Here is an 18696-nt window from a genome sequence, read left to right as displayed (position 1 = left end):
CGCTTTCTAAAGAACCTGAGGAGAGAAAAATGCGTTTCTGTCGCTTCGACGATAATCGTCTGGGCGTGGTCGTCGGCGATGAGGTGAAGGACGTCACCGCCGTGCTCGACCGCCTGCCGGCCTACCGCTACCCCTTCCCGCATGGCGACCAGTTCATGGCGCATTTCGCCGAGTTGCGTCCCGTCATGGAGGACATGGCGAAGACCGCGCCGTCAAAGAAGCTCGCCGATGTGGCGCTCTTGAGCCCGATTGCCAATCCCGGCAAGATCGTCGGTGCGCCAGTCAACTACCGGCTCCATTTGGACGAGGTGCTGGACAGCGACCAGCTGCATCACGGCATGAAGATCAAGCCGATCGCCGAGGCCGGCGTCTTCCTTAAAGCGGTAAGCTCGCTGATCGGTCCTTCGGAAGGCATCGTCGTCGATTGGAACGACCGCCGCACCGATCACGAGATCGAGCTCGCTGTCATCATCGGCAAGAAGGCCTTTCGCGTGTCGGAGGCGGATGCGCTGGATTACGTCGCCGGCTACGCGATCGGCTACGACATCACCATCCGTGGCCCGGAGGAACGCAGCTACCGGAAGTCGCTCGACACGTTCAGTGTGCTCGGCCCCTATGTCGTCACCTCAGACGAAATCCCGAACCCGAACAATCTTGATTTCGAGTTGACCATCGGCGGCGAAACACGCCAGAAGTCCAACACGAAGATGCTGATTTTCAACGTCCAGAAGCTGATCGAATTCACCACCAAGGCCTATACGCTCTATCCCGGCGACATCATCATGACCGGCACGCCGGAAGGCGTTGCGCCGATCGCCGCCGGCGATATCCTGCATGGCACTTTCGAGGGCATCGGCACGATGGATGTGAAGGTCTACGACAACTGGGACAGGAAATGAGTTTCGATCCGAAGGCCCCTGACCAGGAGGCCGGCAAAGCTGTCCTGCTGCCCGGTGTCGCCGGCATCCGCATCAGGCGGCTGCAGTCGCTGTTCGGCAGCCATTGGCAGGGCTGGTTCCGCGCTCGCGGGCTTGCCGTCACGCCGGTGCAAGGCGGCGTGCTGCTCTCGATCCGCCGCCATCCCGGCATCAGTCAGATCGCGCTCGCAAGGCGGCTGAGGATCGAGCCGCCGACGCTCATCCAGTCGCTTGGCCCCCTCATCAAACAGAAGCTCGTCGAACGCACCCGTTCGCTGGACGACGGCCGGGTCTACGAACTGCGGCTGACCAGGGCCGGGCTCGAGGCGGCCGCACTGGTGGAAGCTTCGATGCCGGAACACGAGGCGGACCTTTTGCGAAGCCTCTCACCGGAAGAACGCCAGACTTTCCTTTCCTTGCTGGATAAGGCGATTGCCGGAGCGGAGGTGGCGTTGGAGGAGCGGGAGAAAGAAGCAGAATGCTGACGAAAGCCAGCATAACAGGTTTTTGGCGGAAAAGCTGAAGCGGTCGCGGAACAAAGCTCAATATTTCGAGGTTCACTAGCATGGGTCAACAAGGCGCTCCCCCGATGCGTGCTCTTTCAGCCATTGCTCTAATCGTTGCCTTATGCCTTTCGTCAGGCGCATTTGCCTCCGAAGAAGACTTCCTGCAGTCGATAGAAGGACAGTGGACGGGCGGCGGAAAGGTTCTTACAAAACTTGGCGGCGGCAAAGTCGATGTCTCATGCAGCATGAAATCGGATGCCGACCGCTCCAGCTTTTCCATGAATGGCACATGCAGTGCCCTTGTCGTCGTCAAACGGACCTTCACCGCGACTGTCAAGGCATCCGGCGCATCCTATTCAGGCAATTACGTCGGTGTCTCAGGCAAACCGTCGAAGCTCAACGGAAGCCGGGAGGGAAACACCCTTAACCTCGACGTAACCTGGGCCAACGAAATCTATGGCGATCGGCAAGCCAGGATGACGATCGAAAAAATCGGAGGCGGCGGACTTCGTATTCGTACACTGGACCAAGATCCGGAATCGGGAGAGACGATCGTCACTACTCAGTTGGATTTACAACGACGTTGAATATCCCAGCGGTGCTGGTATCCCCCAGATTCAATCCTCCTGCCATTTCCCGATTGCTGTATAGCAGGCGACCTGATACTCGTGTGTCACGCATCTGGGAGGAGTTGCATCATGCGGTCATGGAAAGTCTTCGAGGCATCGGAAGTGCTGAAAGAGGTCGAGGAAGCGACGCCCGAACCCACCGGCAGCGAGGTGGTCATCTTGGTATCCCATTGCGGGCTCTGCCATTCCGACCTGACCCTCTGGAAGGGCATCTTTGACATGGGCGACCGCAAGGTGTCGATCGACAGCATCGGGCTTACGCGGCCCCTCACTCTCGGCCATGAGATCCTCGGCACCGTCACCGCCGTGGGATCGGAGGCGACCGGCGTGAAAATCGGCGATCGTCGCCTTGTTTATCCCTGGCTCGGATGCGGCACCTGCGATACCTGCCGTACCGGCCGGGAAAACCTCTGCATGCAGGCCCGCCAGCTCGGCATGAAACGGCCCGGCGGTTTCGGCAGCCATGTGGTCGTGCCGCACAGCCGCTACCTGATCGACACGGACGACCTCGATCCGGCGCTTGCCGCGACCTATGCCTGCTCGGGGCTCACCGCCTATTCCGCCATCCGCAAGGCCATGCCGATGCGTCCCGACGAGGCAGTGGTCGTGGTCGGCGCCGGCGGATTAGGCCTGAGCGGCATCGTCATTCTGAAGGCGCTCGGCCACGAGAACATTGTTGTGGTCGATATGTCGGAAGAAAAGCTGAAGACTGCGCTGGAAGCCGGCGCGCATAAAACGGTGCTTTCGAGCAGTGGCGACGTGACACAGAAGATCGTCGAAACGGTCGGCGGGCCGGTGCGCACCATCATCGATTTCGTCAACAACAGTGAAACGACCGCCTTCTCCTTCCCGGCGCTGGCGCGCGGCGGCCGTATCATCATGGTCGGCATGTATGGCGGCCAGCTTACCGTTCCGACCATGCGCATGGCGCAGGGGGGCTTGAGCCTCATCGGCAGCATCACCGGCACGCTGCAGGAATTGCGTGAGCTGGTGGACCTGGCAAAAAGCGGCAAGCTCGACGCCATTCCCTATGAAGCCGTGCCGAAGTCCGACATCAACGGCGCTATGAACCGCCTTCTCAAAGGCGCCGTCAAGGGTCGCATCGTGCTTCAGGGGGAAACGGCTTGAGCGACGAGATGACCGAAGTATGGCGCGGCAGCGTGCGCCAATGGGAAGTGGACGAGATGGGCCACTGGAACACGCAATACTACGTGGCGCGTGCCAATGAAGGGCTCGCCATGCTCTTCGGGTTCAACGGCCTGCCGGGTCTCTTCTCCCCTTCGTCGCCCACGACGGTCGCCTTCAACGAGCACCATATCCGCTTCCATCGCGAAGCGCATGCCGGCGCGCCGCTGCACATGACCGGCGGTTTCCTGGAGATTGGTGAGACGACAGCTTTCGCCGTGCTCGTGCTTCATCATAGCGAAAGCGGGCAGGTGGCCGCAACCTTCCGGGTGCGGCTCACGCATGTCGATGCGGCGGACGGCACCACTCCGCAGCCCTGGCCGGCGGCTTTCCGGAAAAGGGCCTCGACCTCGCTGGTCGAGACGCCGAAGGAGGCCGCGCCGCGTGGCACGGACGACGAACCGGTGGCGCTGACCGCCTCGCGCGAGCGGGCCTTGGAACTGGGCCTGAAGCGCACGGCAATGAGCCTGATCGAGATGGACGCTTGCGATGCCTTCGGACGGATGGGATCGCAAAAGTTCATCGGCGCGGTTGGCGGCGGCGTAAAACAACTCACCGGACCGATCCGGGCGCTGGTTGCCGAGCACGCGGAGGCACGGCCCGGCAAGATCGGCGGAGCCGTGCTGGAATTCCGCATCATCTACGGTGAGACGCCCCGCCTCGGCAATTGTTTCGAGATCTGGGCGGGACTGCAGAAGACCGACAAGCGCACCATGTCGCTGATCTTCTGGATGGTCGATCCCTTCACCGGCCGAGTATTCGGCTCGATGCAGTCCATCGCCATCGTCTTCGATCTGGATGCACGGGCGATCGTGCAGATTTCGCCAGCAGCGACCGAAGCGTTGACGCCGTTCGTCACACAAGGGCTGGCGCTGTAACTTCAGCTTCCGGCTGCCGCCATCTTCCCCTCCCCGCTCGCCGAGAGAAGGTTAGGATGGGGGCAAATAAGCACTTATCTGAACTTCTCCGCCGTCGCGACGCAGTTGATCAGCGCGGCGAGTTCCTTACGCGAAGCAAACGAGGTTTCCGGACTCATCGAGATGAAGGCCTTGATGCCGCGCACGGTCGGCACCGAATTCTTTTCGAGCTGACCCACCACGCGTGCGACTTCCGCTTCCAGTCCGTCGGCTGGAGCCGTGATGCCGATCAGGCCAAGAACCTTGGCTTCCGCCGCCGGAATGACGTCACGGGTAAAGACCAGGCGGGCAAGCGCTGCGCGCGAGATGCGGTCGGCGAGCGCGTTAAGCACGAGCGTCGGCGCGATGTCGTGGTTCATCTCCGGCACTTGGAAGGTGGCGCCGTCGGCAGCAATTGCCACGTCAGCAAGCGCCGCGATGGCGCAGCCGACGCCGGCAGCCTTCCCTTGAACAGCGGTAATGAAGGGCACGGGAATCTCGCGCAACACTTCATAGAAATCGAGCACCGGGTCGGAGATCGCGTTGCGGAGATCGAGCGCCGTGGCGCGCGTGCCCGGCGCCGGCATGGCCGCACTCCGGCCGATGCAGAAGTCCGGCCCGTTCGCCTTCATCAGCACGACCCGGGTTTCCGGAGACAGCGACTTCAGCGCGGCGGTGATGGCTTCCGCCATCTCCGGCGTCAGCGCATTGCCCTTGTCGGGACGGTCGAGAATGATTTCGAGGACGTTCCCCTTCGTGGAAATCAGGACTTCGGACAATTTTTCCTCCTCTATTGATTGGCTTTGGCCTGCTGGATCGCCTGCCAGATGCGGGATGGCGTCACCGGCATTTCGATATGAGCGACGCCGAGGTCGGCGAGTGCATCGGTGATCGCATTGACGACCACGCCCAGCGAGGGGGTCGTACCACCCTCCCCGCCCGGCCGGAAGCCGAGCGGATGGCTCTTCGCCGGCACTTCGCTGATCACCGTATCGAAGCTCGGAAAATCCGAAGCGCGCCCGATCTGATAATCCATGAAGGTGGCGGAAAGGTTCTGGCCGGTTTCGCGATCGTAATGCGACCATTCATACATGGCCTGCCCGGCGCCCTGCACGATACCGCCATGGGTCTGGCCGTCGACGATCATCGGGTTCAGCGCCTTGCCGACATCGTCCACCGTCGAATAGCGCGGAATCTCGTAATAGCCGGTTTCCGGGTCGACCTCCACCTCACAAACGGCCGCGCCATAGGGGTAGGCAAGCCCGTGGGTGGTCTCGTCGGCGATCGCCGCGAGCGAGCCCTTCAGCTCGCCCGGCAGGCCGAGATCCTTTTCGGCGGCTTCCGCCGCTTCGAACAGGCTGACTACGCCGTTGGAACCGCGGGCGCGAAAATGGCCTTCGGCGTAGTCGATCGCGTCCGGCGCGACGTTCAGCATGAAAGCGGCGACCTTCCTGCCGCGCTCGATGATCTCAGCGGTCGCCTTGTGCATGACGATCGAGGAGAAGCGCAGCGAGCGGCCGGAATGCGAGCCGCCGCCGGCCGAGACGAAATCCGTGTCGCTGGCGCGGATCTGCACCACCTCGTGGGAAATGCCGAGGAAGGAGCCGACGAGCTGGGCGAAGGCCGTCTCGTGTCCCTGACCCGTGTTCTGGGTGCCGATCACCACATCGACGATGCCAGATGTCGGGTCGACGGTGATCTCGGCGCGCTCGCGCGGCACGCCGCTGGTGCCCTCGATATAGTTGGAAAGGCCGATGCCGCGATATTTTCCACGCTTTCGCGCTTCCGCCCGGCGCGCCTCGAAACCGTTCCAGTCGGCCATGGCGAGCACCTTGTCCATGCAGCCGATATAGTCGCCGTTGTCGTAGCTCACGCCGAACGGATTGGCATAGGGACATTCCTCTTCCGGGATCATGTTGATGCGGCGCAGTTCGACCCGATCGAAACCGAACTTGCGGGCGGCGAGGTCGATCATCCGCTCTATGATATACATGGCTTCCGGCCGGCCGGCGCTGCGGTAGGGAATGGTCGGCACGGTATTGGTCATCGCCGCGAAGAATTCCACATGCGCGACCGGCACGCGATAAAGGCTGGTCATCAGCTGCAGGCCCTTGTTGAGGGCGGTGTAGGAGACCGTGTGCGCGCCGATATTGCTGACGTTGGTCGAGTGAAAGGCGAGGAACCTGCCGTCCTTGTCCAGCGCCAGCCTGGCCCGAACATGCAGGTCGCGGCCCTGGAAATCCGAAAGGAAAGCCTCGATGCGCTCCGCCTGATGTTTGACCGGCCGGCCAATCAGCTTTGCGGCGTAGGGCAGCAGCACGAATTCCGGATAGGTGGCGTTGCGGGTGCCGAAATTGCCGCCGACATCGCGCGGCGCCACGACCCGCACGAAGGCCATATCGACACCGAGCGAAGCGGCGATCTGCTCGCGCATCATCACGACGCCATGGCCGCCGGAAGCGTGGATGGTGAACTTGCCGGTCTCGGGATCGTATTCGGCGGACGACGAGCGCGGTTCCATATGCACGCCGGTGACGCGCTGCGCCCAGCTTTCGAATTCCAGCACATGCGCGGCTTTGGCGAAGGCGGCATCCGCGCCCGCCTTGTCGCCGACTTCACCATCCATCGCCTTGTTGCCCGGCACGTGGTCCCAGAGCTGCGGTGCGCCCTCCTCGATCGCATCGATGCCGCGCACGACGGAAGGCAACTCCTCCCAGTCGACCACCACGGCTTCCGCCGCATCCTTGGCAAGGTTGGTGGATTCGGCGACGACCATGACAATCGCCTCGCCGACGAAACGGGCCCTGTCGGCCGGCAGCGCCTGATGATGGGTGCGGGCGCGCTCCGAACCGTCACGGTTCCTGATGCGGATGTCGGAGCCGAATTGCGAGCTGCCGATCGCATGGGGAATCGGCTTGATGCCAGCCGCGACGATATCCTCCCCGGTCAGGACGGCCAGAACGCCCGGCATTTCGCAGGCGGCAGAAGTGTCGATGCTTTTGATGATCGCATGGGCATGCGGCGAACGGACGAAGGCGGCATAGGCCGCGTTCTCGTATTTCAAGTCATCGGCATATTGACCCTTGCCGGTGATCAACCGGAGATCTTCCTTGCGCCTGACTTCTTCACCGATCATGCTATTCCTCCCTTGCACACCGTGCCACGTATTCGGGACGATGGCGGTCTGCCCGTGGCTTTGGGCCATCCTGATGCAAAACGCAACTTAATTCATAATAGACATACTCAATCCGTCAATGTTGAAACTGCGGGATCGACTGGAATTGACCATCGCGACTCGCTTTTGAGCGATTGTGATCGTGACCTCGCAGCTGCGTCATTCCTATGGTTGTCACAGGGACGACGGAGGAGAAGTTGCCGCCATCCGTTCCCCCAAAAGAAAAAAGGCCCCGACCGAAGTCCGGGCCAAGCTTCCCTGGGAGGGGGAATAAATCCCAAGGATATCTCTCAAGCCGCTTCCGGCCCCTGGTTCAGCACATAACCCGGGCCGCGCTTCAGGAATGCGGTCCAGAGGCGGAGCGTCCGTTCCGGCTGGTCGACTTCGATCGAGTGGGCCGCATCGAAGATGAAGGCGCGCTGCGAGGTCGGGATCATGCGTTTCAGGTGCGCGCCTGCCTCTGCCGGCACAACCTTGTCCTCCGTGCCGAGCAGGATCAGCGTCACCGCCACGATCGAAGGCAGGCGCGCGCTGAGCGCTTCATCAACCTGAACATTGTTGGCGAAGCGCTCGTAGGTATTGCCGTTATTCGCCATGACTTCCGGCGGCTTCGGTGCAGACGTGATCTTCTGCGGATGCGCATAGAGCGCCTTGAAGCGCGCTTCGGGATCAGCCGGAAGGCCGCCCTTGCCGCCGAAGCGGAAACCGGCCGGCACCTGCAGGATCAGGTGATCGACGATTTTCGGGTTATTGGCGGCGAGCCACAGCGCCGTCCAGCTTCCGAAGGAGGAGCCGATCACGTCGAAGCGAGGTGCGACGACCCTCTCGGCGAACTCGGCGACCATAGCCGCCCAGTCCTGCACGGTTTTCAGGCGCTCGTTGCCCTCGGTGCCATCGAAGCCGGGGCAGATTGGCGCGTAGACCATGTGGCTCTTCGTCAGCGCCTTCAGCGGTTCGGTGAGCATGACGCCGCCGGCAGCGTGCAGATAAAGGACCGGCGTGCCGGAGCCGCCGACATGATAATTGAGCTTGCCGCAGGAAAGCTCGATCGTCTTGATTTCAAAAGTCATGGATCAATCCTCCCTCTCAAAGACCAGCAACGTGCGGCGCGACACGATCGCGGAACAGTTCCATGCCGCGGCGGACGACGCTGCCCGGCATGTTGCCGACTTTGATGGTCAGGTTGAGCAGGCCGCAGCCGAGCTCCTGGTTGAGGCGGGTGATCTGCTTGGCGACCGATTCCGGGCTGCCGCAGATGATCGAGCCGGCCTCGATCTGCTCGTCGACGGTGCGGTTGCGTAGCGTCGCAAGCCGCTTCTGGAAATTCTCGCCGACGTCGGTGCCTGTATAGTAGCGGCTCTGCTGCAGCACGAGTTGCTGGGCGGAGCGTTGCGGGCGCATCAGCGTCTGGTGGAAATAGGTCTGGGCGGAGGCCATTTGCTCCTTGGCCTCCTCATCCGTATCGGCGATGCAGATCTGCTGGCCGACAAGGATATCGTCCGGCGTCGGTTCCCAGCCATAGCCGCGTGAGACATTCCTGAAGTGCTCGATCGCCTTCCTGGCTGCCCCCAGATCCTGGATGAGGGTAATGCCCATGATCGCCCGCGTCTTGGCGACAAATTCCGCCGATTCCTCATTGCTCGCCGACATCAGGATGCGCGGATAGGGCTTCTGGATCGGTTTCGGCCAGATGGAGACGGCCGGGAACTGATAGTGCTCGCCCTCCCAGCCGAAGGGTTCGTCCTCGGTCCAGCACTTGATGATGAGTTCGGTCGCTTCGCGGAGCCGGCTGCGGGATTCGCTCGGCGGGATGTTGTAGGCGATATATTCATGCGGGATGCCGCGCAGGAAGCCGGCGATCAGGCGGCCACCGGACATGACGTCGATCATAGCATATTCTTCCGCAACGCGGATTGGATTGAGCAGCGGCAGCAGGTTGCCGACGATCGCAATCTTCGCCTTCTCCGTCTGGCGAGCGAGCGCGCCAGCGATCAGGTTGGGGTTCGCCATAAGGCCATAGGGGCTGTAATGGTGCTCGTTGCAGCCGACCCAATCGAAGCCGTAATTCTCGGCATCGACCATCTCGTCGACATATTCCTTGTAGAGCGCCTGGATGCGCCGGCTGTCGATATCGTGGGTGCTGACAGGCCACTCGTGCGGCAGCTTGTCATAATCCGGATAGGGCATCAGGTGGAAGAAGTTGAACTTCATGGAAAACTCCGCAAAGACCGCCATCCCCTAAGATGCCAGGCGGTTCCGGTGATGATGAAAGAGAAGAGGAATCAGTGGGCCGCGACGAGGCGCGGTGCGACCTCTTCGACGCGGGCCGCCATTGCCATTTCGGCGAAGCTGACGACCTGCGAGGCGACGATTTCAAGTGCCTGGGCGACTTCGCGCTTCGCCGGCTGGCTATCGACGAAGGGCTTGTCGTTGGACTTGATCGTCGCGGCGTAGGGCGTCGGCCAGCCGCGCAATGCATGGACGATGGAACGCAGCCCGGCCAGCGCCGTACCAAGCGCCTGGTCGCCGCTGGCACAGACGATGCAGCCGACAGCGCGACCGTCGAAATAGGAGCGCTCGTCCTCGCGCATGTCTTCCGTATAGTCGATGGCGTTCTTGATCATGCCCGACATGCCGCCGTGATAACTCGGCGTCGCGATCACGATGCCGTCGGCGCGGCGGAGCGCCTGGACGAGGCGGCGCGCGGCCGGCGTGCGATGAGAAACGCCGGGATCGAAGAGCGGCAGTTCCAGTGCTGCGCCGCAGATGATGTCGATCTCGGCGCCGGCGCTTTCGGCGACGGAGAGGCAATAGCGAAGGGCAAGCTCAGAGCTCGAACCGGGGCGCTGCGTGCCGCCGATGCCAACGATGAACGGCTTCCTGGTCTGGACCATGGTCATTTCCTCCTCCCTCGGCCGAAGCCGATTGCCTTATCAGGCATCCTGATCAAATTTTTGTATACCGTTTACGGATAAGTCAAGCTTTATATGCCAATATCAAATAATTTTCTCTAAGCTGGTATACACTTTTTGGCGATTGGCCTTTATCGACTGCTGCCTTATCTTCCCGTGATGAATGCGAACCATAGGTGGCAGCTTGAAGAACGAGATGACCAGAGAGAGCAGCAAGGACGGGGCGACGCAGAGTGCGGTCGAAACAGCCTACCGCCGCATCCGGCATATGATCCTCACCGGCGAGATGCGCTCCGGCGACAAACTGCTCGAAAACCAGCTCGCCACCACAATCGGCGTCTCCCGCACACCGATCCGCGAAGCGCTGAACCGGCTGAATGCCGAAGGCCTCGTGGTGCTGGAACGCTACCGCCGCGGAATCGTGGCGGATTTCTCGCTCGACGATGCCATCGAAATTTTTCGCCTGCGCGCAATCCTGGAGGGCCATGCGGCCGGCCGCGCCGCAACGCGGATTTCCGATACCCACCTCGACCGCCTTCAGGACCTGGAGCGGGTGATGGAGAAGCAGTTCGAGGAACTCGGCTGGAACGAACATCTCGAAGGTTTCGACAAGCTGAATGCCGAATTTCATGCGGTGATCGCGTCCGCCGCCGAAAGCCCACGGCTGGAAAAGATCCTCGCCTCGTCGCTGGAGCTGCCGGCCTCGATCTTCAACCGCTATTCCGAGCCCGTAGAAATGCGCACCCGCCGCACCCACGCCCAGCACCGGGAAATCCTTTCGGCGCTGAAGGCCCGCAACCCCGAATGGGCGCAAGCGGCCATGAACGCCCACCTCTTCTCGCTGCTGCCGACAGCCTCGGGATCGCTGGAGCATGAAGCAGATAACATGGGTTGATCCGGGCTAAGCCGCCTTCTTCGCCGTCACGTTCCTGAGATACGGCATGACTTCCTTGGAATAGATCTCCATGTTCTTGCGTGTCAGCTCCGCCGGCAGCGTGCCGAACTGCAGGAGCGTCAGGAGGTGGCCGAAGCCGATCTCAGCCTGGTATTCCTCCAGCCTCTCGCGCACCGTCGCCGGGCTGCCGCAGATGAACTTGCCCTCTTCGATGACGCTGTCGATCGTCTGCTTCATCGAATGGCCGGCCTTGGCGGAGAGCGCTCCGACCATGGATTTGACCGAGGTGTAGCCCGGCGGCAGCAGCATCTCCATCGGCATACGCAGGAACTTCTGGAGGAAGGCCTCGATATGGTCCTTGGCTTCCCTTCGGGCGATCTCGTCGGTCTCGGCCACGTAAAGCGGCAGCGACCAGCCGAGCTGGTCCTCGGTCGCCTCGTAGCCGTAACCGGCGGCGACGTCCTTATACATCTTCATATAACGGGCGACGGTCGAAACCGAGGCGAAGGTCTGGAGATAGGTGTACTTGCGGTCCGGATGGGCGGCCCACTCGATCGTTTCGCTCGACCCCTGACTCGGAATCCAGATCGGCGGATGCGGATTGTCCTGATAGACCCGCGGCCAGACGTTCACGTATTCGAAATTGTAGTGCTTGCCTTCGAAGACGCTGGGACCGGGCTGCGTCCAGGCTTGCAGGATGAGGTCGTGTGCTTCCTGGAAGCGCTCATGGCTGAACGCCGGGTTGACGCCCCAGGAATGGTATTCCGCGCCGATGCCGCGCACCATGCCGGCGATCAGGCGCCCGCCGGTGATGTTGTCGACCATGGCGAATTCTTCCGCCACGGTGAGCGGGTTGTTGAGGAGCGGCAGCGCGCGGCCGAGAATGGCGATCTTGACGTTCCTGGTGCGGCGGGCAAGTGCACCGGCCATGACGCCGGGGATCGGCATCAGGCCGTAGGCGTTCGAATGGTGCTCGTTGACACAGATGCCGTCGAAGCCGAGCTGGTCGGCATATTCCAGCTCGTCCAGATAACGGTTGTAGAGCTGGTGGCCCTTCTTCGGGTCGAAATAGGTGTTCGGCAGCGTCACCCAGGCGGAATCGTGCTTCTCGTCATAGGACAGATCGAGATCGGCATAGGGCATCAGGTGCATGAAGTAGAATTTCATCGCGTTGCCTCCCGGATGAAGCCGTCGATCAGTTGGACGAAGCGGTCGCTTTTTTCGACCTGCGGCAGGTGCCCGCAACTCTCGATGATCTCGAGACGCGAATTGGGAATGAGGTCACGCCAGGCGGGACCGTAGCCAGCCGGCACGACCTTGTCGCTATCACCCCAAATAATCAGCGTCGGCACCTTGATGCGATGCAGCCACTTGTGCAGGTCGGGATTATAAAAGCGCGGTTCCCAGGCGAGCTTGGCCGTGGTCAGCTTGTTCTTGAGGATGATTTCCAGCCCCTCCCTGGAGGGCGGGGTGGCGAGCATCTGTTCGGCATAGGCCTGGTCGCGGAAGAGGTTGCGGGCGGTCTCCTCCGCATTCCACATGAAGACATCGCCTTTGCGCAATCCTTTCACGCGAATACCGGCCGGCGCCACGACGGTCAGCGAATTGAGCTTCGTCTGGTTGCGGATGGCGATCTCAGCCGATAGCCAGCCGCCGATCGAACCGCCGACGAGGTTCACCCTGTCGAGACCGAGATGGTCGATGACGTCGAGATAGAAGAAGGCGAGATCGGACATGCCGTCCAGCCATTCCGGTGAACCGGAAGCACCGAAGCCCGGATGCTCGGGCACAATCACCTCGTGGCTTTCGGCAAGCTTTTCCATAAACGGCGCCCAGCGCGCGGCACCGCTCGACCCATGCAGGAAGAGAAGCGGCGCACCCTTGCCGCCACGCATGAACCGGACATTGCAGCCGGTTATGGTTTCCGTGCTTTCGGTAAAGCTCATCGGCGTCCTACCTCCCCGGCTTGCTCGATACCGCAAATGGCAGATGCTCCTCCGCACCCACAACTGGCGGCAATCTGTATAACCTTTTCGGGTGGGTCAATATGACTCTGTCGAATTTTGATTGATAATAGCAAATTTCTAACTTGCTTCTTTGGCAATTGCATACAAAGGTGGCACCTCTCGGAAAGGGCTAGCCGGTTCACCAAAGCCGCTGGGAGGAGAAAATGCAGGCGGAAAAACTGTTCGATCTGAGAGGCCAGGTGGCGGTGGTTACAGGAGCTGCCAGCGGGCTGGGGCTCGCGATCACAAAGACGCTCGCGGCCAACGGCGCGCATGTGGCGCTGCTCGACCTGAACGTGGACACGCTGGCCGCCGCCACCAATTGGGTGAAGGACCACGGCTATTCCGCCGAAAGCCATCAGGTCGACGTGTCGGACAGCGCCGCCTTGCGGACGACGATCGACGGCGTCGCCGAGCGGCACGGTCGCCTCGATATTCTCGTCGCCAATGCCGGCATCAGCGGCGGCCCGAATTCCCGCACCGACGCGGGCGCCATCGAGAATGTCAGTGACGAGTTGTGGAACAGGGTGGTGGATGTGAACCTCACCGCCACCTTCGTCGCCATCCAATCCGCTGCCAAACATATGAAGAAGCAGAAGAGCGGGCGCATCGTCGCGATCGCCTCCATAGCCGGATTGCGGGGCGACCCGATGACCGGTTATGCCTATGCCTCCAGCAAAGGCGCCGTCGTCAACCTCGTCAAGCAGGCTTCCTGGGAGCTGGCACCCTATAACGTGCTGGTGAACGGCATCGCCCCAGGCCCGTTCCGCACCAATATCGCCGGCGGCCGCATCCGCGAGCCGGAGATCGAAAAGGCCTTCGCCGACACCGTGCCGCTCGGCCGCATCGCAGAGACCGACGAGATCATGGGGCTCGCCCTGCTGCTCTGCTCGAAAGCGTCCAGCTTCATGACCGGCGCGGTCATCCCGATCGACGGCGGCACCGTTGCGATCTGAAACATGCAGCGATCCAGGGCGTGGCGAAATGCCGGAATTGACAATATCAGGCTCCCTGCTTTATCCCCTGAAAGCAGGAGGCGGCGAACTGCGGCGTCACGCCTGCAATTGACGAATGGCGAACGCACCCTTCTATTGAAGTCGGAGGAACGACCATGAACATCGCGACCAGTTCTCCCCCCTCTTTCGAGGTGTATAAATCCCCGCGCCTGCTGATCGACGGCGTCTGGCTGGAGAACGGCGATCGCAAGACGCAGCCCGTCGTCAATCCGGCCACCGAGAAGGCGATCGGCACCGTGCCGCATGCCACGGCCGAAGACCTCGACCGGGCGCTGGAAGCGGCGAACGGGGCCTTTCCGCTGTGGCGCGCCACGAGCCCGCGCGAGCGCGGCCGCATCCTGAAGCGCGCCGCCCACCTGATGCACGACCGGCAGGAAGACATCGCCCGCCTCGCGACCCTTGAAATGGGCAAACCGATCGCCGAGGCGCGGCTGGAAACCCATTTCGCATGCGAGGAGATGGAGTGGTTCGCCGAGGAGGGCCGTCGCACCTACGGCCGCGTCATTCCGGGCCGTCTCGGCGAGACCCGCTTCCAGGTGGTCAAGGAGCCGGTCGGCCCGACCGCCGGCTTTTCCGCCTGGAATTTCCCGGTCGGCAACGCCGCCCGCAAGATGGGCTCGGCGCTGGTCGCCGGCTGCACGATGATCTACAAGCCGGGCGAAGAAGCTCCGGCAGCGGCAGCGGCCGTCGCCCAGTGCCTGATCGATGCGGGCGTGCCGGCGGGCGTCATCGCCGTTGTCTACGGCGTGCCGGATTTCATCTCGCGTCACCTGCTTGCCTCGCCGGTCATCCGCAAGATCTCCTTCACCGGTTCGGTGCCGGTCGGCCAGCACCTCATCCGACTTGCTTCGGAAGGCCTGAAGCGCACCACGATGGAACTCGGCGGCCATGCGCCGGTGCTCGTCTTCGACGATGCCGATCAGGCGGCCGCTCTCGAAATGTCCGTACAGCGGAAATACCGCAATAGCGGCCAGGTCTGCGTCTCGCCGACTCGCTTCTACATCCAGGACAAGTCCTATGAGGCCTTCTGTGCCGGTTTCGCGGACAAGGCCTCGAAGCTGAAGATCGGCGATGGCCTCGACCCTTCGAGCAATATGGGGCCTCTCGTGCATGCCCGCCGCCGCGATTCGATCGAGGCGCTGGTGCAGGATGCGACCTCGAAGGGCGCAAAACTCCTGGCCGGCGGCCACCGTGTCAACAACGAAGGTTTCTTCTACGCCCCGACCGTGCTCGCCGACGTGCCGGATGACGCCCGCATCATGAGCGAGGAGCCGTTCGGCCCGGTCGCGGTTCTCAACCGTTTCTCCGATTTCGACGACGCCATCGCCAAGGCCAACAAGCTTCCCTACGGCCTTGCGGCCTACGGGTTCACCAATTCGCACAAGACCATCGCCCGGCTCTCCGACAGTCTGGAAGCCGGCATGGTGGGCATCAACTCCTTCAACATCTCCATGCCGGAGACGCCCTTCGGCGGTGTCAAATATAGCGGCCACGGATCCGAAGTCGGGATCGAGGGCGTCGAGGCCTACATGGTCACAAAGACGATCAGCATCACTTGAGCCGGCGGATTTTCAGATCAAGAGTTTTCAGGAGGAGACTGCCATGAAACATGTAAAACCGACCGGCCCTTTCGCCGCCGAAGCCGTGCTGACCCATATGAAGGCTGCCGGCATCGACGTGCTTTTTGCCAATGGCGGGACCGATTTCCCATCGATCATCGAGGCCTTTGCCCGCCAATCGGAGACGGGGCTGCAGATGCCCGAGCCACTGGTCATCCCGCATGAGGGTGTCGCAGTCGGCATGGCGCACGGCTACTACCTGATGACCGGCAAGCCGGCAGGCGTCATCGTCCACGTCAATGTCGGGCTCGCCAACTCCGTCATGGGCCTGATCAACGCCCGGTCGGAGAACGTGCCGATCATGATGTTCTCCGGCCGCACGCCGATCACCGAACATGGCCGCTTCGGCTCGCGCTCCTCGCCGATCCACTGGGGTCAGGAGATGTTCGACCAGGCCGGCATGGTGCGCGAAGCAGTCAAGTGGGATTACGAGCTGCGTTATCCGGAACAGGCGGGAATCGTCATCGATCGCGCCATGAGCATCGCCATGAGCGAGCCGCGCGGGCCCGTTTATCTCAGCCTTCCGCGCGAGGCACTGGCTGAAGGCACCGAGATCGAGACCAGTCACCGTTCAACGGTCACCGCGACGACCTTCGGTCCGGCCGACCCCGATCTGATCGCCCAGGCGGCGGACCTGCTCGCCAAGGCGAAGAACCCGCTCGTCATTACCCAGAGCCCGGAGCTTGCTTCCGATTTCGAGCCGCTCGCAAGCTTCATCGACAAATACGCCCTGCCGACCGTCGAAATGTGGGCGACCCGCCTGGCGCTGCCCTCCGATCATCCGATGATGGTGGGCCGCGACTCGACGCAGGTGCTGAAGGAAGCCGACGTGGTCGTGGTCATCAACGCCGCGGTTCCGTGGATTTCCGACCATACCGCTCCGGCTGAAGGCGCCAAGATCATCGCCATCGGCCCGGATCCGCAGCATGGCCGCGTGCCGATCCGCAGCTTTCCGATCGACATCGCGCTCGCCGGCGGCATCAACAAGACGATCGCGGCCCTTGCCGCCGCTCTTGAACAGCGCGTGCCGACATCTGAAACCTTCTCCGAACGCCGAGAAAAATGGGCCAAGGTCAAGGCCGCCCAGGCAGAGGCCACTACCAAGCGCGCCGCGATCGGCAACGGTTCGCCGATGACGCCAGCCTATGTGAGCGCTTGCGTCTCCGCCATTATGGACGAGAAGACGACCATCGTGAACGAGCTTGGCATCGACCCGTCGGTCGTGGAGTTCAAGCATCCGAAGTCGTTCTTCTCGACGCCGCTTTCCGGCGGTCTCGGCTTTGGTCTGACCGCAGCGCTCGGCGCCCAGCTCGGCGACCGCAGCCGCCAGGTGATCGCCACGATCGGCGACGGCTCCTACATGTTCGCCAACCCTGTCGCCTGCCACCAGACGGCCACCGCGCTGAAGCTGCCGCTGCTGACGATCGTCTTCAACAACGGTATCTGGAACGCCGTGCGCCGCTCGACGCTCTACATGTATCCGGACGGCAGCGCTGCGACCGCCAACACCATGCCGATCACCGCGCTCGACCCGGCACCGGACTATGCCGCCGTCGCCCGCGCCCATGGCGCCCATGCGGAACGCGTCGAGACCGGCACGGACCTGCCGGCAGCGCTTCAACGTGCACTTGCCGCGACCAAGAGCGGCCGGCAGGCCATGCTCGAAGTCATGGTCTCCTACTGAGAAGGCGTCGGCGATGGGGGGAGGAACCGGAGAAGACGCAAAGACGCTGGCGGAGCTCCGCCGGCGTTATCCGATGGTCAGCGATCTCGAGAAGCGAGCGAAATGGCGTATTCCGCGTTTCGCCTACGAGTTCCTGCAGGGCGGCGCCGGAGACGAGACGGGGCTGAACCGCAACCGTTCGGCGCTGAAGGCGGTCGAGGTCGTGCCGCGCTACGGCATCGACGTCACCAAGGTCGATACGTCAGTCGAACTCTTCGGATATCACTACGCCGCACCGATCGGCATTTCGCCGATCGGCCTCGATGGCATGATGTGGCCGGGAGCAACGGAGCGTTTCGCAAAGGCCGCCCAGGCCCATAACATCCCCTATATGGTCGGCACGCTCGCCTGCTCGACGATTGAGCAGGTGGTGGAATGGGCGCCCGACGTCACCTGGTTCCAGCTCTACCCGATGGCTCCGGACAATCATCGATACAGTCTCGAAATGGCCGAACGCGCTCGCGTCGCCGGCGCGAAGGTTCTTGTCGCCACTCTGGATGTGCCGGTGCGCGCCAAGCGCCCGCGCGATCTGAGGAACGGCCTCGTCATGCCCTTCCGGCTGACGCCGAAGACGATGATACGGGCGGCGATGGCGCCGCTCTGGCTCGATGCGGTCCGCCGCAACGGCATGCCCACCTTCGCCAACATGAGTAAGTTCGCCGGCGGCACGGATCACGGCTCGACGGCAGGCTTCGTGCAGAAACATATCGGCGGCGGTTTCCCCTGGAGTGAGATCGCCCGCCTCCGCGACAAATGGCCCGGGCCAATGATGGTCAAGGGCGTCATGCATCCGGCCGATGCGGAAAAGGCGCTGGAACTCGGCCTGAACGGCGTCGTCGTCTCCAACCATGGCGGTCGGCAGTTCGACGCCGCGCCCGCGACGATCGACGTGCTGCCGGAGATCGCCCGCACCGTCGGCACCCGCGGCACAGTGTTCTTCGATAGCGGCGTCGTTTCCGGCGTCGACATGCTGCGGGCGCTCGCCTGCGGGGCGCAATCCTGCTTTGCAGGCCGCGCCTTCATGCTGGGGCTCTCCGCCCTCGGCGACCGCGGCGCCACCCATATGGCGCAGGCCTTCATCGAGGAATACCGCATCGCGCTCGGCCAGAACGGGCTCTTGAGTTCCGACGAGGCCCGCCGCGCTCCGGTGCGCCATCCCGGCGCCTGGACCGCAGACAATTTCAAACTTCGTAGCTAATCCGTTCCCGGGAGGGGAA

At 62.5% G+C, this 18696-nt stretch carries 17 protein-coding genes; 10 read left to right on the top strand and 7 right to left on the bottom strand.

What is annotated here, in order from left to right:
- Nucleotides 1–29: 29 nt before the first annotated feature.
- From ABK249_RS16950 to ABK249_RS16930, 5 genes are all read left to right on the top strand, one after another.
- Entirely contained in the window at nt 30–899 is an 870-nt protein-coding gene (locus ABK249_RS16950; protein ID WP_348863425.1) for a fumarylacetoacetate hydrolase family protein, read from the top strand.
- Nucleotides 896–1402 carry a MarR family winged helix-turn-helix transcriptional regulator gene (locus ABK249_RS16945; RefSeq protein ID WP_348863424.1) on the top strand — a complete coding sequence of 169 codons (507 nt, stop codon included), beginning with the start codon at nt 896–898 and terminating at the stop codon, nt 1400–1402. Before ABK249_RS16950 ends, ABK249_RS16945 begins: the two co-directional genes overlap by 4 nt.
- Before the next feature lie 104 nt (nt 1403–1506).
- Nucleotides 1507–2010: a hypothetical protein gene (locus ABK249_RS16940; protein WP_037145680.1), complete on the top strand. Its 504-nt coding sequence runs from the start codon at nt 1507–1509 to the stop codon at nt 2008–2010.
- Between the two features lie 111 nt (nt 2011–2121).
- Complete coding sequence (locus tag ABK249_RS16935) at nt 2122–3180, top strand: alcohol dehydrogenase (RefSeq protein WP_348863423.1); 1059 nt, start codon at nt 2122–2124, stop codon at nt 3178–3180.
- Entirely contained in the window at nt 3177–4115 is a 939-nt protein-coding gene (locus tag ABK249_RS16930; protein WP_052182597.1) for an acyl-CoA thioesterase, read from the top strand. Before ABK249_RS16935 ends, ABK249_RS16930 begins: the two co-directional genes overlap by 4 nt.
- A 74-nt stretch (nt 4116–4189) precedes the next feature.
- Here ABK249_RS16930 and ABK249_RS16925 read toward each other — a convergent pair whose 3' ends face one another.
- The 5 genes from ABK249_RS16925 to ABK249_RS16905 form a co-directional block, all read right to left on the bottom strand.
- Nucleotides 4190–4912, bottom strand: coding sequence for an enoyl-CoA hydratase/isomerase family protein (locus ABK249_RS16925; protein WP_037145677.1), 723 nt, complete (start codon nt 4910–4912; stop codon nt 4190–4192).
- Nucleotides 4913–4923: 11 nt separating this feature from the next.
- A complete protein-coding gene (locus ABK249_RS16920) occupies nt 4924–7269 on the bottom strand; it encodes a xanthine dehydrogenase family protein molybdopterin-binding subunit (protein WP_037145675.1) in 2346 nt (781 codons plus the stop codon).
- Between the two features lie 329 nt (nt 7270–7598).
- Nucleotides 7599–8378 carry an alpha/beta fold hydrolase gene (locus ABK249_RS16915; protein WP_348863422.1) on the bottom strand — a complete coding sequence of 260 codons (780 nt, stop codon included), beginning with the start codon at nt 8376–8378 and terminating at the stop codon, nt 7599–7601.
- 16 nt (nt 8379–8394) lie between these two features.
- Nucleotides 8395–9519 carry an LLM class flavin-dependent oxidoreductase gene (locus ABK249_RS16910; protein ID WP_348863421.1) on the bottom strand — a complete coding sequence of 375 codons (1125 nt, stop codon included), beginning with the start codon at nt 9517–9519 and terminating at the stop codon, nt 8395–8397.
- 71 nt (nt 9520–9590) lie between these two features.
- A complete protein-coding gene (locus ABK249_RS16905) occupies nt 9591–10208 on the bottom strand; it encodes an NADPH-dependent FMN reductase (protein WP_348863420.1) in 618 nt (205 codons plus the stop codon).
- Nucleotides 10209–10416: 208 nt separating this feature from the next.
- Here ABK249_RS16905 and ABK249_RS16900 point away from each other — a divergent pair, with 208 nt between their 5' ends.
- On the top strand, nt 10417–11115 hold the full coding sequence (locus tag ABK249_RS16900; protein WP_227705343.1) for a GntR family transcriptional regulator: 699 nt from the start codon (nt 10417–10419) through the stop codon (nt 11113–11115).
- Nucleotides 11116–11121: 6 nt separating this feature from the next.
- Here the strand turns inward: ABK249_RS16900 and ABK249_RS16895 are convergent, their stop codons facing one another.
- Both ABK249_RS16895 and ABK249_RS16890 read right to left on the bottom strand, forming a co-directional pair.
- Entirely contained in the window at nt 11122–12282 is a 1161-nt protein-coding gene (locus ABK249_RS16895) for an LLM class flavin-dependent oxidoreductase (RefSeq protein WP_348863419.1), read from the bottom strand.
- Complete coding sequence (locus ABK249_RS16890; protein ID WP_348863418.1) at nt 12279–13061, bottom strand: alpha/beta fold hydrolase; 783 nt, start codon at nt 13059–13061, stop codon at nt 12279–12281. Before ABK249_RS16890 ends, ABK249_RS16895 begins: the two co-directional genes overlap by 4 nt.
- 224 nt (nt 13062–13285) lie before the next feature.
- On the opposite strand from ABK249_RS16890, the gene ABK249_RS16885 reads away from it, so the two are divergent.
- The 4 genes from ABK249_RS16885 to ABK249_RS16870 all read left to right on the top strand — a co-directional run bounded on the left by ABK249_RS16885 (nt 13286) and on the right by ABK249_RS16870 (nt 18677).
- Nucleotides 13286–14077: an SDR family NAD(P)-dependent oxidoreductase gene (locus ABK249_RS16885; RefSeq protein WP_348863417.1), complete on the top strand. Its 792-nt coding sequence runs from the start codon at nt 13286–13288 to the stop codon at nt 14075–14077.
- 155 nt (nt 14078–14232) lie between these two features.
- Nucleotides 14233–15696, top strand: a complete 1464-nt coding sequence (locus ABK249_RS16880) for an NAD-dependent succinate-semialdehyde dehydrogenase (protein WP_348863416.1) — start codon at nt 14233–14235, stop codon at nt 15694–15696.
- A 43-nt stretch (nt 15697–15739) separates the two neighbouring features.
- Nucleotides 15740–17440: a thiamine pyrophosphate-requiring protein gene (locus ABK249_RS16875; RefSeq protein ID WP_348863415.1), complete on the top strand. Its 1701-nt coding sequence runs from the start codon at nt 15740–15742 to the stop codon at nt 17438–17440.
- Between the two features lie 13 nt (nt 17441–17453).
- Entirely contained in the window at nt 17454–18677 is a 1224-nt protein-coding gene (locus ABK249_RS16870) for an alpha-hydroxy acid oxidase (protein ID WP_348863414.1), read from the top strand.
- Nucleotides 18678–18696: the final 19 nt, after the last annotated feature.

The organism is Neorhizobium phenanthreniclasticum, assembly GCF_040066075.1.
GTDB classification, from domain to species: domain Bacteria; phylum Pseudomonadota; class Alphaproteobacteria; order Rhizobiales; family Rhizobiaceae; genus Neorhizobium; species Neorhizobium petrolearium.
The sequence above is the reverse complement of the archived record's forward strand: the minus strand, read 5'-3'. Positions and strand labels throughout refer to the sequence as shown.

What these genes read in the sequence shown, in the direction of transcription:
- ABK249_RS16950 (WP_348863425.1), top strand. Translation starts at nt 30, where the DNA reads ATGCGTTTCTGTCGCTTCGACGATAATCGTCTGGGCGTGGTCGTCGGC.
- ABK249_RS16940 (WP_037145680.1), top strand. Translation starts at nt 1,507, where the DNA reads ATGCGTGCTCTTTCAGCCATTGCTCTAATCGTTGCCTTATGCCTTTCG.
- ABK249_RS16910 (WP_348863421.1), bottom strand. Translation starts at nt 9,519, where the DNA reads ATGAAGTTCAACTTCTTCCACCTGATGCCCTATCCGGATTATGACAAG.
- ABK249_RS16905 (WP_348863420.1), bottom strand. Translation starts at nt 10,208, where the DNA reads ATGACCATGGTCCAGACCAGGAAGCCGTTCATCGTTGGCATCGGCGGC.
- ABK249_RS16920 (WP_037145675.1), bottom strand. Translation starts at nt 7,269, where the DNA reads ATGATCGGTGAAGAAGTCAGGCGCAAGGAAGATCTCCGGTTGATCACC.
- ABK249_RS16880 (WP_348863416.1), top strand. Translation starts at nt 14,233, where the DNA reads ATGAACATCGCGACCAGTTCTCCCCCCTCTTTCGAGGTGTATAAATCC.
- ABK249_RS16885 (WP_348863417.1), top strand. Translation starts at nt 13,286, where the DNA reads ATGCAGGCGGAAAAACTGTTCGATCTGAGAGGCCAGGTGGCGGTGGTT.
- ABK249_RS16915 (WP_348863422.1), bottom strand. Translation starts at nt 8,378, where the DNA reads ATGACTTTTGAAATCAAGACGATCGAGCTTTCCTGCGGCAAGCTCAAT.
- ABK249_RS16945 (WP_348863424.1), top strand. Translation starts at nt 896, where the DNA reads ATGAGTTTCGATCCGAAGGCCCCTGACCAGGAGGCCGGCAAAGCTGTC.
- ABK249_RS16870 (WP_348863414.1), top strand. Translation starts at nt 17,454, where the DNA reads ATGGGGGGAGGAACCGGAGAAGACGCAAAGACGCTGGCGGAGCTCCGC.
- ABK249_RS16895 (WP_348863419.1), bottom strand. Translation starts at nt 12,282, where the DNA reads ATGAAATTCTACTTCATGCACCTGATGCCCTATGCCGATCTCGATCTG.
- ABK249_RS16890 (WP_348863418.1), bottom strand. Translation starts at nt 13,061, where the DNA reads ATGAGCTTTACCGAAAGCACGGAAACCATAACCGGCTGCAATGTCCGG.
- ABK249_RS16935 (WP_348863423.1), top strand. Translation starts at nt 2,122, where the DNA reads ATGCGGTCATGGAAAGTCTTCGAGGCATCGGAAGTGCTGAAAGAGGTC.
- ABK249_RS16875 (WP_348863415.1), top strand. Translation starts at nt 15,740, where the DNA reads ATGAAACATGTAAAACCGACCGGCCCTTTCGCCGCCGAAGCCGTGCTG.
- ABK249_RS16900 (WP_227705343.1), top strand. Translation starts at nt 10,417, where the DNA reads ATGACCAGAGAGAGCAGCAAGGACGGGGCGACGCAGAGTGCGGTCGAA.